This is a genomic window from Streptomyces sp. NPDC050147, from assembly GCF_040660195.1.
Taxonomy (GTDB): Bacteria; Actinomycetota; Actinomycetes; order Streptomycetales; family Streptomycetaceae; genus Streptomyces.
Map to the genome: position 1 here is coordinate 1 of NZ_JBFALJ010000030.1, position 16,514 is coordinate 16,514.

Annotated in this window: 13 protein-coding genes; 7 read left to right on the plus strand and 6 right to left on the minus strand. The window is 72.2% G+C overall.

Annotation, left to right across the window (positions count from 1 at the left end):
- Positions 1-115 precede the first annotated feature (115 nt).
- From AB0I94_RS34665 to AB0I94_RS34685, 5 genes are read right to left on the minus strand one after another with little or no spacing between them, the layout of a single operon-like run.
- Positions 116-517, minus strand: a complete 402-nt coding sequence (locus AB0I94_RS34665) for a cupin domain-containing protein (RefSeq protein WP_363313710.1) — start codon at positions 515-517, stop codon at positions 116-118.
- Positions 514-2,259: an AMP-binding protein gene (locus AB0I94_RS34670; RefSeq protein ID WP_363313711.1), complete on the minus strand. Its 1,746-nt coding sequence runs from the start codon at positions 2,257-2,259 to the stop codon at positions 514-516. Before AB0I94_RS34670 ends, AB0I94_RS34665 begins: the two co-directional genes overlap by 4 nt.
- A complete protein-coding gene (locus AB0I94_RS34675; protein WP_363313712.1) occupies positions 2,259-5,555 on the minus strand; it encodes an FAD/NAD(P)-binding protein in 3,297 nt (1,098 codons plus the stop codon). The genes AB0I94_RS34670 and AB0I94_RS34675 overlap by 1 nt, the downstream gene beginning before the upstream one ends.
- A complete protein-coding gene (locus tag AB0I94_RS34680; protein WP_363313713.1) occupies positions 5,552-6,070 on the minus strand; it encodes a cobalamin-dependent protein in 519 nt (172 codons plus the stop codon). The genes AB0I94_RS34675 and AB0I94_RS34680 overlap by 4 nt, the downstream gene beginning before the upstream one ends.
- Positions 6,071-6,120: 50 nt before the next feature.
- Entirely contained in the window at positions 6,121-7,071 is a 951-nt protein-coding gene (locus AB0I94_RS34685) for a hypothetical protein (RefSeq protein WP_363313714.1), read from the minus strand.
- A gap of 277 nt (positions 7,072-7,348) precedes the next feature.
- On the opposite strand from AB0I94_RS34685, the gene AB0I94_RS34690 reads away from it, so the two are divergent.
- From AB0I94_RS34690 to AB0I94_RS34700, 3 genes are all read left to right on the plus strand, one after another.
- Positions 7,349-8,125 carry an SDR family oxidoreductase gene (locus AB0I94_RS34690; protein ID WP_363313715.1) on the plus strand — a complete coding sequence of 259 codons (777 nt, stop codon included), beginning with the start codon at positions 7,349-7,351 and terminating at the stop codon, positions 8,123-8,125.
- A gap of 90 nt (positions 8,126-8,215) precedes the next feature.
- A complete protein-coding gene (locus AB0I94_RS34695) occupies positions 8,216-9,670 on the plus strand; it encodes a multicopper oxidase family protein (protein ID WP_363313716.1) in 1,455 nt (484 codons plus the stop codon).
- Position 9,671: 1 nt separating this feature from the next.
- A complete protein-coding gene (locus tag AB0I94_RS34700) occupies positions 9,672-10,883 on the plus strand; it encodes a cytochrome P450 (protein ID WP_363313717.1) in 1,212 nt (403 codons plus the stop codon).
- Here AB0I94_RS34700 and AB0I94_RS34705 read toward each other — a convergent pair.
- Entirely contained in the window at positions 10,858-11,376 is a 519-nt protein-coding gene (locus tag AB0I94_RS34705) for a MarR family transcriptional regulator (RefSeq protein WP_363313718.1), read from the minus strand. The two genes, AB0I94_RS34700 and AB0I94_RS34705, sit on opposite strands and share 26 nt — an antisense overlap.
- A 400-nt stretch (positions 11,377-11,776) precedes the next feature.
- Between AB0I94_RS34705 and AB0I94_RS34710 the strand changes: the two genes are divergently transcribed.
- The 4 genes from AB0I94_RS34710 (at position 11,777) to AB0I94_RS34725 (ending at position 16,434) form a co-directional block, all read left to right on the plus strand.
- On the plus strand, positions 11,777-13,135 hold the full coding sequence (locus AB0I94_RS34710; protein ID WP_363313719.1) for a hypothetical protein: 1,359 nt from the start codon (positions 11,777-11,779) through the stop codon (positions 13,133-13,135).
- Positions 13,136-13,179: 44 nt separating this feature from the next.
- On the plus strand, positions 13,180-14,061 hold the full coding sequence (locus tag AB0I94_RS34715; protein WP_363313720.1) for a hypothetical protein: 882 nt from the start codon (positions 13,180-13,182) through the stop codon (positions 14,059-14,061).
- Positions 14,061-15,806: a hypothetical protein gene (locus tag AB0I94_RS34720; protein ID WP_363313721.1), complete on the plus strand. Its 1,746-nt coding sequence runs from the start codon at positions 14,061-14,063 to the stop codon at positions 15,804-15,806. Before AB0I94_RS34715 ends, AB0I94_RS34720 begins: the two co-directional genes overlap by 1 nt.
- A 139-nt stretch (positions 15,807-15,945) precedes the next feature.
- Positions 15,946-16,434 carry an SgcJ/EcaC family oxidoreductase gene (locus tag AB0I94_RS34725; protein ID WP_363313722.1) on the plus strand — a complete coding sequence of 163 codons (489 nt, stop codon included), beginning with the start codon at positions 15,946-15,948 and terminating at the stop codon, positions 16,432-16,434.
- Positions 16,435-16,514 lie beyond the last annotated feature (80 nt).

Consider the following 16,514-nt stretch of genomic DNA (forward strand, 5'->3'; position numbering starts at 1 on the left):
AGGACGAGGACGATGAGCACCACGGCCGCCGCGGCCGTGAGAACGATCGAGACGATCAGCCAGGCGCTGCCGAGCACGTTCAGGCTGCTCGCGCCCGGCTGTCACCTGCGACGGCTCACTCCACCGGTTCGGCGGGCTCCACCGGCGCTTCCCAGACCACCAGCATCAGCGCGCCCTTGTCGGTGCGCGGGGCGTGCACACTGCCCGGCGGCAGGACCAGCATCGAGTGCGCCGGGTGGACGCCGTCCTCGGTGATCAGCTCGCCCTCGAGCACCTGGATGATCTCGTAGCCGGTGTGCCGGTGCGGGGCGGCGGCGGCCCCCGGGTGGTAGCGCACGAGCGAGGCCGCCGGGCCGCCGGGGCCGGTCTGCTCGGTGGTGTAGAGCGGGAAGATCTCCACACCGACCCGCCCGTCGGCGGTCAGCGGCGTGAACTTGAGCCTGTGCCCAAGGTCCTGCGGCCGGTCGAGCCCCTCGATGACCAGGGGGGCCGTGCTCTGGGTCGGCTTGTCCGTCATGTAGTGAACTCCTCGTCCGTGTCAGGGGATGTGCTGCCCATCCGCTCGCGTACCTCCCGGCGGCGTACCTTTCCCGAGGTCGTCCGGGGCAGCTCGGCGGTGAACTCGACCTGGGTTGGACGGCCCACGGGTGACAGCGTCCTGGCGCAGTGGGCCAGCAGCTCGGCGGCCAGCTCGGGACTTGCCGTGCGGCCGGCGGCCGGCACCACCACGGCGAGCGGCAGCAGCCCGGCGGCCGCGTCCGGCACCGGGACGACGGCCAGGTCGGCGACGGCCGGATGGCTGCGCAGAGCCGCCTCCGCCTCGTAGGGGGAGACCCGGTGGCCGTAGGACTTGAACACATCGTCGCGGCGGCCCAGCACCTTGATCCAGCCGTCGGGGGTGCGCTCGGCGAGGTCCCCGGTCGCGTACCAGCCGCGCCCCAGGGCCCGTTCGGTGCGCTCGGGGTCGTCCAGGTAGCCCGCCATCACTCCAAGGGGCCGCTCGCCGTCGAGCTCCACGCAGATCTCCCCGCTGTCACCCGGTTCCCCGCTGTGCGGGTCGCGCAGGCTGATCCGGTAGCCGGGCAGCGGTGTGCCGAGCAGCCCGGGCCTTGGCTCGGTCCCCGGAGTGGTGCCGATCAGCGCGGTCGTCTCGGTCTGCCCGTAGCCGTCCCGCACGCGCACGCCCCAGCTGCGCAGCACCTCGTCGGCCAGCCCCGCGGCCAGTGGCTCGCCGGCGCTCGTCGCCTCCCTCAACGCCGGCAGGGCCGCCCCGAGATGGGGCCGCAGCTGCTGCCACACGCTCGGCGGTGCGCAGAAGCTGGTCGCCTCCTGGTCCCGCAGGACCCGGGGGACCTGGGCGGCATCGAGCGGCCCGTCCGGCAGTGCGACGACGGTGGCCTGGGCGTTCCACGGGACGAAGAGGCTGGACCAGGAGTGCTTGGCCCACCCCGGCGAGGAGACGTTGACGTGCAGGTCGCCGGGGAGCAGCCCGTTCCAGTAGAGGCCGGACAGATGCCCGACCGGATAACTGGTGTGGGTGTGCGCCACGAGCTTGGGCGCCGAGGTGGTGCCCGAGGTGAAGTAGCAGAACGCCACGTCGTCGGCGGGGGTGGGCCGGTCGGGGACGAACCGGGCGCACTCCCGGTCGCTGTCGCGGTAGTCGGTCCAGCCGGGCACGCCGCCGGGCACGCCGCCGGGCACGCCGCCGGGCACGTCGCCGGGGACGGCGATCCGTACCCCTGGCACGTCCGTGCCCGCGAACGCCTCCACCACGTCCGCCCGGCACACCAGGTGCCGGATGCGCCCGCGCCCTACCCGGTCCGCGGCCTGCACCGCCGTCAGTTCCGGATGGCAGGGCACCACCACTGCGCCCATCTTCAGCGCGGCGAGCAGCACCTCCCACAGTTCCCGCTGCGTGCCGAGCGCCACCATCAGCCGGTCCCCACGCGCCACGCCCAGCCGGGTCAGCCACACCGCGACCGCGTCCGAGCGCAGCGACAGCTCCTCGTAGCTGATGTCCTGCGCGCCGCCCGCACGGTCGAGCAGCCGCAGCGCGGGCGCGGTGTTCCCGGCCGCCACCACGTCGAACCACTCCAGCGCCCAGTTGAAATGGGCCGGGCGCGGCCAGCGGAACTCCGCCACGGCCGCTCCCAGGTCGCCCCGGTGGCGCAGCAGCAGGTCGCGCGCGGCCCGGAAGGCGTCGGACGCGGCGGTGTGCCGGGCCGCGCGGTGCGCGTCGGTCGTCGGCGCACCCCTCATCAGTGCTCGCCTCCCGTGTCGGCGTCCAGCAGGGTGCGCCACCGCTCACCCAGGACAAGACCGCCGAGCCGCGCGCCGCGCTCGGCCCCGGCCAGGACGTCCTCGGCGATCGCGTCGGCGTCGGCGACGAACTCGCCGCGCACCCCGGGCCGTCCGCTGCCCACCTGGGTGAACCAGCGAGTGAACTCGCTGGGGATGCCAAGGACGTACAGCCCGGTCTCGGCCCGGCCGTCGGCGCCCACCGGGTGGTAGGGCGACGCGGTGACGTCGACACCGCCGGTGGCGAACTCGGTGCCGTCGGGGCCCCGGTTGACGTACGCGGTGAGCAGGCCGGCGTCACGCAGCCTGGCGGACAGGCCGGCGGGAGAGCGCCGCAGGTCCGGCTCGGGTATCCGGGCATCGACCACCGTGTCGAGGAGCGTGCGGCTGCCGGCGACGTGCGGGGACTCCACGAAGAACCGGCCGGTGCCCGGGGCCGCGCCGAACCGGGCGCCGGGGCCGATGATGTGCAGCACGCCGGCCTCCATCAGGGCGAGCACCTGGCGCACCCGGACCGCGGGCGGTCCTGTGGTCAGCCGCGAGGCGAGGGGGACGAAGTCCCGCAAGAAGTCGTCCCGGTGGGAGTCGGGGGTGAGCCCGGAGAAGTCGACGGCGGTGCGGATCACCCCGCGCACATCACGGATGGTGTCCAGGCACGCCTTGACCGGTCCCTCCTCGTTGCCTTCGGCCGCGAGTTCCAGGTCCCGGTGGAGGAAGGTGGTCAGCGCCTGCCGGAACTCCCGGGCACCGGCGAACAACCGCCCCCGGAACGGCATGGCCCACGCCTCCAGGTCGAGCGGCTCCAGGTTCTCCAGACCGCACCGGGCCGCCACCTGGGCCACGGCCTGCTGGGGCGGTGCCGCCGTCGTCTGCAGTGCCGCTTCGGTGGCCCGGCCCAGAAAACGCGCGGCGATGTCGGGACCGTAGGCGCGGCGCAACTCGGCGGCGCAGCGCACCAGTTCCACTTCGGCCAGCAGCCAGGGCAGCACATCGCGGCGAAAGTCCAGCCTGCCCTTGCGCCGGGCCTCGCGCATCCGCTCATGGGTGAACAGCCGCGGCCGGTAGGAGCGCTCGGGGGCCTTTTGGTTGAGGCCCCGGGCGAACAGCGGGGCGCCGCTGCGGGAACCGGCGGTGATCACCGGTTCGCGCCCGCTCGGCAGATAGCGCAGGTCACCCGCGGGGCCTTCGGTGAATCGTCCGCCGCGTCCCACCGTGAGGGCGGCGGTCACGTCGTAGAAGGAGAGGCCCAGACCAAGGACGCCGACCTCGGCGCCCGCCGGGATGCTCTCCAGCGGCATGTCGATCGCCGAGTCGCCCCGTATGTAGTGCAGGTGCGGGCGCTGCTGCGCGAAGTCGGCCAGTGCCTGCTGGTCGGGCCGCAGGGCGGGCAGTGGATGACCGGTCGTCAGCACCACCCGGTCGGCCCGCAGATGACGGCCGTCGTCGAGGGAGAGCAGGAACCGGCCGTCGGCCTCCTTGGCGAGCGCCTCGACGCGGACGCCCGCGAAGCGGTGCAGGCGCAGCACCTCGGAGGGCAGGGTCTCCTCGATCCGGTCGAGGGCATGGCTCAGGTACTGCCCGTAGAGGGCGCGCGGCGCACAGACGTCGGGGTCCGCGGCCAGCGGGTCGACGGTGCGCCACCACTCGTACAGGCAGGGGCCCGCACCCGCCCGGTCCCGGCCGCCGTCGGGCGGTCCGGAGAAGATGGTGACCTCTCCCGCCACGGTGTTCATCAAGGACCACCGGGGCTGGTCGGTGCGCCAGATCCGCCCGGGGCCCACCTCGGCCGCGTCCACCGCGTACACCTCGACGGGACGGTTCGCGGGCCGCTCGGCGAGCCGTGCCGCCAGCCGTTCCAGTACGGAGGTGCCGCGCGGCCCGGTGCCCACCAGGGCGATCCGGTACGGCTGCGGGGTCAGTTCCTGGGGCAGCTCGTGCCTCTGCTCCTCCCAGTCGGATGCCGGTGCGGCGTCGAGCGCCAGCAGGTCGTGCCGGTCCGCGGTGTAGCGGAGCATCTGGAGCAGCCGCCCGGACGTGACCTTGCCCCGCACGGAGACGCGGCTGGAGGAGGGGAGCGGCAGGCGGCCCGTCTTGGTCCAGCAGAGCCGTCCCTCGCCGTCGATGCCGGCCTGGGTCAGCCCCCGGTTGTTCTCGTGCAGGCAGAACGGCACGTCGAGCACGCCCGACTGGAACGCCCTGATCAGCGCGGTGCCCACGTCGTCGTGGTGCTCGAGGGTGGCCTCGATCAGTGCACGTGCCTCGCTGAGCACCTGGCCGGGGTCGACCTCCCGGGCCCAGGGCACCTGGCTCTCGGTCCGGGCCTGCGCCGCGATGCGTGCGGCGGAGTGCAGGGCGGCGACGTTCTCCGCGACCGTGGGCAGCCTGATGGCCTCCACCGGTGTCTTCACGATCAGCCGCTGGGCGCCGCCCCGGACGGCGAGTTCCGCGCTCCGGTCCATCAGGAGCTGCGCGCCCTGGGGGCTGCCGGGGAAGACCCCCATGTAGGCGTAGAGCACGATGTGGTGGTCGATTCCGGCGGGCAGGTACTCGTCGGCGAGCATGCGCAACGCGGTGAGCGCCTCGACGTCCTGGCGGGCGTCCGTCTGCTGCGCATAGCTGAACGACACGCTCTCCACCCCCTGCTGGGCGAAGAACAGCCCCTCGAGCAGGCTCACCGCGATGAGCAGGGACGGCGGGCACAGCTGCCCCATCAGGCAGCCGCCGAAGGTCTCCAGGTGGGCCCTCAGCTGCCGGCTGCGGGTGAGTGCGGCGAATTCGGCGCTGCTCTCACGCCAGTTGGCGACCGACTCGGCGAGCGGTGTCCTTCCGTAGGGCAGGCAGTAGGAGACCGGGCCGCCCTCGCTCGCGGTGAGCCCCGCCTGTGCCATCGTGCGGAAAATGGCCAGGGGGGTGGCGGATCCGTGCCGGACCTGGACGGGCCGCCCGGCGGCGGCCGAGGCGACCTCGGCGGCGACGGCCGGGCCGTGCACCACGATCGGGAATCCGTTCAGCTTGTCGCCCGAGGCCAGCGCGGCGCGTGCGTGGTCGTGTTCGCCGACCCGGGTGTAGGCGTCCAGCGTGATGGTGCCGACCGTGCGGTGCGGGACGGCGCCCACGGCGCGCAGCCCTGCCGCCATCGTGTCCGGTTCGGCCATCCCCATCCGGGGCTGGACCACCAGTTCGTTGGCGGCCGCGGCCCGGCGCACATAGGTGCCGAGGTCGGCGGAGAGGGGCGCCGGCAGATTCGGCTCGCTCATGCTGGCCGGCCCTTTGCGGTCCGGTGCGCCCGGGGAAGCGCACGGGAGGGCTGCTCGGGGGCGGCGGTGAGGGCCGCCGTGCGTGCTCCGGGCAGAGCGGCGAGCAGGCGGCCGAAGACGGCGGTGTCGGCGGTGTCGGAGAAGACCGCGTCGAAACCCGCCTCGATGAGCGACTCGGCCGCGGCGTCACTGGTCTCACCGATGGTCCCCAGCTTGCCCCCGATGATCACGGGGATGTCCCGGGCCACGGCATCGGCGCGCAGCTTACGGATCGCACGGGCGCCGTCGAGCTCTCCGTGCCCGTTCACGGTGCTGATGACGACCGCGTCGGGACGGATCCTGCGCGCCGAGTCGATCAGCAGCTGGTCCGGTACGCAGGGCCCGAGATTGACGACTTCGTGGCCCGATTCCTCCAGGAGAAGCTGCAGAAAGACCAGATTCCAGGTGTGGGCGTCCGAGGAGACCGTCGACAGCAGGATGCGCCGCCGTCCGTCTCGTTGAGCCACTGTCCTCATACCGTGTTCATCTCTCTCTCGTAAGGACCAGGGCGGCATGGGGGGAAGGTTCAGCGCAGGGTGACCAGTCGCCACATGCCCTCGAAGGCGCGCTTGGTCAAGGTGGTCCGGTTGCTGATGAAGCTGGTCATCAGGTAGCGGCCGGGTTCCAGGGAGAGCGAGAAGACCGCGCTGGCGCCGGGGGAGAGCGGGGTGAGTCCGGTGGGCAGGCCCGTGAAGGGGAAGAGGGCCGGCTCCTTGCCCTGGCGCAGCGCCTCCATGCAGGCCGTGACGGTCTCGGCGTCGGCTTCGGCGGTCGCCTTGTAGAGCATCACTTCGTTCAGCTGCGCGGAGTGGTTGACGACCTGGAAGGTGCCCTTCGCGGGCAGGACCGACGCGGTCAGAAAGCGGCCGTCGGCGCCGTCGTCGTAGGGGGCGATGACCTGCGTGGGGGCCCACGGCTGGACGGGCCGGTGCTCGGGCGGGCCGACCCGCAGCTCGCGTATCCCGGTCTCGGGGCGGGCGGGATCGGCCGCCGTGTAGTTGATGAGGTGGTAGGTGCCGGGGGCCAGGATCCACGACACGGAGACGGTGCCGCTGGCCGAGGTGACCGCCGCACCGCCGAAGTAGTGGGCCTCGGAGTCGATCTGCGCGAGCGCGGTCCGGCGCACCGCCGGGTCCTTGGCGGTCGCCGCCGTCTTGTAGTGGACCAGGAAGGTGTCCAGGTCGGTGTCGGGGCGCAGCCGGATGAGGCCGAGCGGCTGCTGCTTGGGCTCGCTCGTGGAGACCGAGAGGGTGAGCGGACCCGCGGGCACCGCCTGTGTGCTCAGTTCGATGCCCGTCGCGGAGGCGACGGCCTGGATGGTCGGCCCGGCGGGGTGGCGCCGCTGCCGGGGTGCCGCCGATGCCGTGGCCGCGGGGACGAGAACGGCGGCTGCCGTCAGTCCGGCCAGCATCCCGCGGCGCGCGAGACGGCCCTTTCCATCGGCCAACGAGTCCGGGCGGCTTGGGGTCGCGTGCATGACGGGTTCCTCCTCAGTCCCGGCAGCCAGGGCCGGGACGGTGCACCGCACCGCGGGCGGTGCGAAGTGGATTGGTCCGAGGCCCGGCATGCTCCGCAGGCGGACTCAAGAATGGCTGCAGTGTGTATCGAAGGCGCGGCACCTGCCGGTGACGGCGGCCCTGCTGGGCGGGCGGTGGCGCCGTGCGACAGGAAATGCAGGGACACTCGAGTGGCGGTGGGCACGCTGCTCGGGGCCGGTGAGTCTCCGGCCCCGCGCCCGAGCAGGAGGCCTTCCCATGACCACCCCTACCGCTGTCATCACCGGCTCCAGCAGCGGGATCGGCGCCGCCACCGCGCGCAGGCTCGCCGCCGAGGGGTACCGCGTGGTGCTCACCGGGCGCCGCAAGGACCGCCTGGACGCGCTCGCCGAAGAACTGACCGGGCAGGGGCACCAGGCGCTGGCCCACCCCCTCGACGTCACCGACCGGGCCCAGGTCCAGGCCTTCGCGGCCGCGGCCGGCGCGGTCGACGTGCTGGTCAACAACGCGGGCGGGGCGATCGGCACGGAGACCGTCGCCAAGGGCGAGCCCGCCGACTGGGCGGCCATGTTCGAGGTGAACGTACTGGGTGTCCTGAACGTCACCCAGGCGCTGTTGCCCGCTCTGACGGCCTCGGGCAACGGCACCGTCGTCGTGCTCTCCTCCACCGCGGGGCACACGACGTACGAGGGCGGAGGCGGCTACGCGGCGGCCAAGCACGGTGCGCACGCGCTCGCCGCCACCTTGCGCCTGGAGCTGTGCGGGGAGCCGGTGCGCGTGGTCGAGATCGCGCCGGGCCTGGTGCGCACCGAGGAGTTCGCGCTCAACCGCTTCCGCGGCGACGAGCGCAAGGCGGCGCAGATCTACGAGGGCGTGGCCGAGCCGCTCACCGCGGCCGACATCGCCGACACGGTGGCCTGGGCCGTGACCCGCCCCGCACACGTCAACGTCGATCTGCTGGTGGTACGGCCACGGGCCCAGGCGGCGCAGCACAAGCTGCACAGGACCCCGTCACCGGCTGCACCGCCGCTCTAGCAAGCACCGAGCGCACTCCGGGTGAATGCGGCGTACAGAAAACGCATGGGAGACAGGCGGCGGCCTCGGCGGCCGGGCGAAGGAGAAACGGTGCTGACGCGCAGACAGATATTCAAGGCGGGAGCCGCCACGGGACTTCTGGCGGTCGGATCCGGCGCCGCGCTCGCTCTCAATACGACGGGAACGGCGTCCAAGGCGGTCGCGGCCGAGCCGATGTTCCGTGTGCCGCTGCGGGTGCCCCGCGCGATGCGCCCGGCCCGCACCAGGGGCCGTCCCATCGCCGGGTTCACGGATTACGACTACTACCGGCTGGCGACGCGCGAGGTTCAGACCGCCATCCTGCCCGGGACCACCACCAAGATGCGCACCTTCAACGGGCAGCTGACCCCCCTCATCCGGGCCACCCGGGGGCGCCCGGTGGTCATTCAGCAGGTCAACGAGCTGGATGTGCCCTTCTCCATGCATCTGCACGGCGGACACGTGCCGGCCCGCTACGACGGCCACCCCCACGACGAGAACGCGCCGGGCCTGAGCCGGGTGTTCATCTACCCCAACACGCAGCAGGCGTCGACGATGTGGATCCACGACCACTCGCACGAGGCGCACGCCGAGAACATCTACCGGGGTGTCGCCGCCGGCTATGTGCTGAGCGACGAGTTCGAGGAGCGGCTCCCGCTCCCCAAGGGCCGCTACGACGTCTCGCTGTATCTGCGGGACGCCAAGTTCGCGGCCGACGGAACACTCGTCTACGACCTGGAAGACTTCATGGACCGGCCGACCGTCCTGGTGAACGGAGCGCCGCGCCCGTTCTTCGAGGTGGCGGCCCGCAAGTACCGCTTCCGGCTGACCAACACCGCCAACGAGCGCGCCTTCCTGCTCCAGCTGGGGGAGGAGGGCCACGAGATGACGCACATCGCCTCCGACGGCGGTCTGCTGCCTGCCCCGGTACCGTCCAAGACGCTGGAGATCTGGCCGGCCGAGCGCCAGGAGGTCGTGATCGACTTCTCCCGCTTCCCGGTCGGCTCGAAGATCGTGCTGCGCAACCTGATCGCCTTCCCCGGCGAGCCCCCCGAGATCATGCGGTTCGACGTGGTGCGCACCGCCGAGGACCCGAGCCGGGTGCCCGAAGTGCTGCGCCCCGCCCCCGACTTGGGCAAGGCCACCGTGGAGCGCAGCTTCGTCATGTCCTTCGACCCGGCCACGGGGCACCACCTCATCAACAACAAGCACTTCGACATCGACCGGGTGGACCTGAGGCCCAAGATCGGTGACACGGAGATCTGGACGATCGAGAACACGGACACCAAGTTCGGCATCCCGCACTCCCTGCACACGCACCTCGAGCACTTCCTGGTGGTGGACCGGGACGGCCAGGCACCCGGGCCCAGCGAGGCCGGGCTGAAGGACACCATCACCGTGATGCCGGGCAAGAAGGCCCGAGTGAAGATCAAGTTCACCGACTACACCGGCAAGTTCATGTACCACTGCCACCTGATGGGCCATCTGACCATGGGCATGATGGGGCAGATGGAAGTGGAGAACTGACATGGCGGACGACGCCGATGGTGAACTGCGCTTCCCCTTCCAGCCCGAGCAGCTCTTCGACCCGCCGGGGGAGTTCGGCAGGCTGCGCGAGAGCGACCCGGTGGCCCGGGTGCAGCTGCCGACCGGGTACCAGGCCTGGCTGGTCACCCGGTACGAGGACGTCCGCACCGTCCTGACCGACCAGCGCCTGAGCCGGGCGGCCACCACGCGCGAGGGCTCCGTGCGGCTGGGCCCGGCCAGGCCCGAGCCCGACTCGCTCATGGCGATGGACCCGCCCGACCACACCCGGCTGCGCCGGCTGCTTGTGCCCGCCTTCTCCAGCCGCCGCATCGAGCGGCTCAAGCCGGGCATCGCCCGCACGGCCGAGGCGCTGCTCGACGTGATGGAGGAGACGGGTTCGCCCGCGGACCTCGTCACCCACCTGTCCATGCCGCTGCCCATCATCACGATCTGCGAACTGCTCGGCGTGCCCCCGGCCGACCGGGACTCCTTCCGTGCCTGGACGGACGCGGCCCTGACGCTGGAGCCCCAGGCGGGCGAGGCGGTGGCCGAGGCCAGGGAGCGGCTCGCGGACTATCTGCGCAACCTGGTCGCCGAGAAGGCGCGGCGGCCATCGCAGGACCCGGACCGCGCCGATCTGCTTACCGCGCTCATCTCGGCCCGGGACGACGACCGGCTCAGCGCCGCCGAACTGGTCACTGTCGCGGGGACGTTGATCACCGCCGGGTATCACACGGTGGCGCACTCCCTCGCCAATTCGGTGCTCGCGCTGCTGCGCCACCCCGGACAGCTGGAACCGCTGCGCGGCGGTGAGCAGTTTCCGGCCGCGGCCGTGGAGGAGCTGCTGCGCTGGACGCCGGGACCGGTGAGCGGCGGCACCATCCGGATCGCGACCGAGGAATTGAAGATCGGCTCCACGCTCGTGCGTCCGGGGGAGGGCGTCATCCCCTCCACGGCCTCGGCCAACCGGGACGCCGCCGTGTTCCCCGAGCCGGACCGGCTCGATCTGGGCCGCACGGCCAACCGGCACGTCGCGTTCGGCCCCGGTATCCACCACTGCCTGGGCGCGCCCCTGGCCCGGGCCGAGCTCCAGGTGGCGTTCACCGTGCTGCTGCGGCGCTTTCCCGCGCTGAAGCTCGCCGTCGCCGACGACGAGGTGGTCTGGGGCAGGGGAATGATCAGAGGCGTCAGTTCGCTTCCCGTCTCCTGGTGAGCGCGGAGCCGGCCGCCCGCGCGGGCGGCCGGGCCGCCAACTGCCGGGTCACCTCCCGCAGAATGTCGTTGACCCGGCCGGTGAATCCGGCGATGAGGGCCAGCTGTTCGTCGTCGTACGCCTCCAGCGCGGTGCGCATGACCTCCCTCATCGGCGCGAACGCCTCGGCCAGTTCCTGCTCCCTGAGGCCGGTGGAGACGACGATGACCCGGCGCCGGTCGCCGGGGTCGCGGACCCGCTCGATGAACCCGGCCCGCTCCATCCGGTCCAGCACGGCGGTGGTCGCCGAGGTGCTCATGCCGGTGATCTCGGCGATCCTGCCCGCGGTCGGCCGTTGCTCGCTGCGCGCCAGATCGATGCATTTGAGATCGGTCGGGTTGAGGCCGAAGCGCTCGGCGATGGCCTGGTGGAAGAGCTGGCCGCGCCCGCCGTTGTCCCGTACGTCGTCCTCGATCCTGGCGACAAGCTGCGCCCGTCGGTCGGGAGTTGACATGAGAAGCCTCCGGCAAATATATTTCGATTCATCGAGATTTCCCATCAGTCAAGAAATCCCATCTATGGGATTAGTCTAGCGGTGCGGGAAACCGCGAAGACGAAGCCGTGAAGAGGCTGGTGCCCAAAGGCGCGCCTGAGGAGTCCGCCGGCCGCTTCGGCCGCCGTGCTCCCGGCCGCCTCCGTCCCACGTCACCACCGGCGGCCTCCCGCGCCGCCCCCTGAACCGCAGCCATCCGGGTCTACATCCCCCGCGGACCCGGGTGGCTGTGCTCTGTCCGCCTCCTGTGCGCAGCGCCGCTCCCGCGTGGTGTCAAGGTCCTCTCGAGTCCCTCCCGAGCCGCCGGTGTGAATCTCTGCCGCAACCGACGGCCGAGGGGCTGCGGCACGAGGAGGCTTGAATGATCAAGGAACGAGCGGGGCGCGTACGAGCCACGCGCGGAGCGCTGCTGGGTTCCGCGCTGGCGCTCGTCGCGGCCACCGCCGCGCCCGCGCCCGCCGCGGAGAAGACCGAAAGGGCCGCCGCGTCGGCCGAGGAGACTCTGCTGGTCAGTGTGGGCCGGGGTGGTGAACCGGCCAACGGTCCCAGTGAGCGGGCCTCGATCAGTGGTGACGGCCGCCTGGTCGTCTTCACGTCCCATGCCAGCAATCTGGTGAGGGGGGACCGCAACGACTGCAGCGACGTCTTCCTGCGCGATCTCGACGAGGCCAGGACGACGCGTGTCAACACCGGGATGAAGGGCGCCGAATCCAACGGCTGCACCAGCATCGACCCGATCATCTCCAACGACGGGCGCTATGTCGTCTACGCGGCCGACTCGACCAACCTGGTCCCCGGAACCCGGGGCGGCAAGTCCCAGATCTTCCGGGCCGACCTGCAGACCGGCGAGACCGTCCTGGTCTCCCGGGACAAGGACGGCAAGGAGGGTGACAACGACAGCCTGCGGCCGACCGTCAGCGCCGACGGCCGCTACGTCGCCTTCACCACCGCGGCCACCAACATCCTGGGCGGTGACACGCCGGACACCTGGGACAGCGTGGTGCGCGACATGAAGACCGGCACCGTGGTGCGCACGAGCAGGAGCTCCGACGGCACCCCGGGCAACGCCGCCACCGACGGCACCCAGATCAGCGCCGACGGCCGCTTCATCACCCTCTTCTCCAACGCCACCAACCTGGTGGAGGGGGACACCAACGGCAAGGTCGACGAGTTCCTGCACGACGTCCGCACCGGCCGCACCACACGGCTGAGCGTCAACGCCGAGGGCGTGGAGTCCGACCAGATCACCATCGGCGGCACCATCAGTGACGACAACCGCTACGTGGTGCTCAACTCGCACGCCACCAACCTGACCGCGGAGAGCCCGGCCACCGGGCAGAACCACGCGTACCTCCAGGACCTCCAGGAAGGCACGCTGCGCCTCATCGACAAGGGGACCGACGGCGTCCCCGCGCCCGGCGGCACGTTCTGGGCCAGCATCAGCGGCGACTCCCAGCACATACCGATGTCGTCGGCGGGCCCCAACCTGGTCGCCGGTGACACCAACAAGGTGCGCGACATCTTCGTCGCCGACCTGCCCGAGGGCGGCCTGCGCCGGATCAGCGTGGGCAACGAGGGCCAGCAGGCCGACGGGGCCAGCTACTTCCCGGACTCCGACTTCACCGCGCGCTCCATCGTCTTCGCCTCCTACGCGACCAACCTGGTCGCCGGTGACACCAACAAACAGCCCGACATCTACGTCCGGCGCCCGCAGTCGTGACCCCCACCCGCCCCCGTACACCGTCGATACAGAAAGGACCCACCATGGGGATCGCCATCCGCAGCAGGCGCTCGGCCTCGTTCGCCGGCGTGGCCACGCTGCTCCTGGCCTCGGTCGCCGTCGGAGTGACCCAGGGCGCTTCGGACTCCCAGGCCGCCGAGAGCGCCACACCGGGAACCGTCGTGCACAAGCAGGACGCGCACGGCGAGGTCCGGGTCGCGGACCCCTCCGTCCGCGACAAACGCCAACTCCTCCAGGCGGCGAAGAAGGAGCGCGCGGAGCGTCAGAAGGCCGCCGCCTCCCAGGAGAGCGCAGCCGGCACGGCCGCCGGCACGACCGGCGAGACGGCGGGTGCTACGACCGGCGAGACGAGTGGTGGTGGCACGGGCGGCGACAGCGGTGGCACGGGTGGCGACGACGGTGGCCACGGCGACCAGTCCGGCTTCCCGACCCGGGATCAGTGGCTGGATTCCACCAAGTCGAGCCGGGTCTCGCCCGCGGGCGGGGCCCCCGGGGCCATCTCCGCGGCCGGGTCCAGCTTCGTCAAGGTCCCGTTCATGGAGTACTACGCCATCTTCACCGACACCAAGTCCGATGTGGCCTGGCTCGGTGGCCGCCCGTTCAACGCGGACAGCATCAAGCACACCGACACCTGGCGCATCGGTTCGGTCGGTGCTCCGTTCCTGGTGGTCGGTGCCCCCGAGGGCGCCGCGGTCAAGAGCACCGGCAGTTCGGCCGAGGCGAGCTGGAGCACCGAGGTGGAGCGGAACTGGTACAGCCAGCACACCTATGACCAGGTCGCGTTCTACCCGCCCAACCACGACGACTACTCGAATGTGTTCCGGATCAGCCACTCGGTGACCGGGACCTTCCAGTTCGGCTCGTCCTTCTTCACCGTGACGAGCCAGGACAGGGCCTACAGCTGATGAGGGCAGATTCCTCGGGCCCGCACCGCTCCCGGCTGGGAGCGGTGCGGGCCGGCTGCGTCGCCCTGCTCGTGGCGGTCACGGGCTGCGGCCCCGGCGGGCCCTCCGGGGCGCGGGACGCCGGTGCGGGTGCGCCGGCGCCGCGCGTCGACGCGCGGGAGCTGCTGCTGGACTCCTGGGTGAGCGACGGCAAGCGCGGCTACTTCGTGGACGGCGCCCAGTCCACGGCGAGCTCGCCCTTCTCGCTGTATGAGACGACCTGGCGGCTGCGCACGGCGAAGCTCGCGGGCTCCCGCGGCGTACACGTCGAACCGGACCGGATGCGGCCGTGGGTCTCCGCCGCGGAGCAGGGCCGCCTGGAGTCCTCGGGCCTCCCTGATATCGCCCAGATCGAGTTCGCCGTCGAGGCCCAGCTCGCCGCGGGCGGCAGCCCCGGGCGGGCACGCGTCGCCCGTGCCCTGGAAGGGCTGCGCAGGGGCGAGGGCTACCGCACGGCAAGCTCCGCCAAGGCGGCCGACCAGGGCAGCACCGCTGTGGCCGTGCGGGTGCTGACCCGGCTCGGGCTGCCCGTGCCCGCACCGGTGCGGACCCGGGCGACGGGCCTGCTGGCCTCCCTGACCCCGGCCGATGTCACCCGCGACCCCGGTGCCGCGATCTCGCTCCTGCAGATCGCGGGCACCTTGGACCTGACCCCGCCCCCACGCACGGCGGCGCTCGCCGCGACCGCCCACCGGGCCCTGGCCCAGCACGACATGGACGCCGTCCGGCTCGCCTCGGAGGACGCGCTGCGCACGGCGGCGGGTCAACTCGGCGTCCGGCTGCCGGCGTTCGACCCGGCGTCCTGCACGGCGGCGGTAGGGCCCGACGGCGGGGTGGCCCTGCCCGGCGGCACGGCCGGCGATCCGCAGGCCACCTATCTGGCCCTGCGGCTGGGCTGTGCGGGTGCCAAGGCGCCCGCACCCGGGCCGCACTCCCGCATGGGCTGGCCCAGGAAGGAGGCGCGGGAGTCCGCGCTCGGCTCCTCGGCCGCCGCGATGGAGATCGCCGGGCGCACCGGGCACACCGAGCCGTTCGCGGCGGGGCTGGCCCGCCAGGTGCGCGAGATCTGGCTGCCGGCGGCCTCCCGCCACAAGGCCCCCTATGACACCGCGCAGTTGGCGGTCCGGGTGAACCTGCAACAGCTCGTGCGGAGGCTGGGCGCCCCCCTGGTGCGCACGGTCGACGCCCGGCTGCCCGCGTCGTCGGCGGCCTCCCTGCCCGCCGGGGACGAGGCCCGGCTGCTGCTGAGCGCCCTCGACCTGGGGGCGTCCGCCCGGGGCCGGGACCAGCTGTGCGCACCCGGATCAGCGCTGCGCAGCCTCAAGTCCCCGCCGGGCAAGGGCAGTTCGGGCAAGGGCGGTTCGCTGACCCGTGCCGCGCGCCTCGCGGCCGTCGCCCAGACGTGCGACGACGCGCGGCTGCGGCAGCAGGCGGTACGGGAGGCGCGGGCGTCCCGGGTCGGTGAGGGCGTGTACTCCAGCGGCAAGGGCGCCTCGTTCGAGTCCTCGGTGGCCGGGGTGTGGATCACGCGCCCGGCCGCGGACATCGAGGCGGCCTGGCGGCGGGCCGGGCTCTGCGCGGGTGACCGCTGCGCGGAGAGCGGGGACCAGCTGAAGTCGGCCGACCACACGCCGCTGCGCACGCTCGCGGCGCTGCTCGCCGTCCGGGCGGGGGCCTACGACGGGCTGTTCCCGATCGCGTTCTGAGTGCGTGTCAAAGCACCCCGGGCGGGCCGCTGCAGCGGCCCGCCCGGGGTGCTTTCCGTTGCGGCTTGACGGAGCGGAAAAGTCTCTCTAAATTAGAGAAGAGCGAAGATAGAGAGAATTCGTCCGAGAGAGGGATGTCATGTGCGCCACCACGACCAGCCCGCCAGAACTCGACGTCCGCACCCTGATCCAGCAGCTCAACGACCGCTGGGACCACGCGGACGGCGAGGGTTACGCGGCGCTCTTCACCCCCGACGCCACCTACGTCCAGTTCAACGGGACGCTGCTCAGGGGCCGCCAGGAGATCGCGGACATGCACAGCCTGATGTTCCGCACCCTGCTGTACGGGACGCGGCTGGTCACCCACGAGATCGAGAGCGTCCACGTGCTGCGCGACGACGTCGCGGTGGTGGTCGCCACCGGGGCCGCGCTCTACCCCTGGCAGCCCGAAATCGTGCCCAAGCGGCTTTCGAGGCAGACACTCACGCTGGTCAAAAAGGACGGCCACTGGCTCGTCGAGGCCTTCCACAACGGCCGCATCAAGCCGTTGGCGACCAGCGGGCCGCTGTTCTCGGTGGGCGCCAAGGCCATCAGGATGCGGGTGGACAGAGTGCGGCGGGCCGCCTGAGAGCGACCGTCGGACGACGGAGCGGCCCAGGCAGGGCAGTAGGCTGCTGGTCTCGATCACCAGAGAGAAAGGGCAGCCCC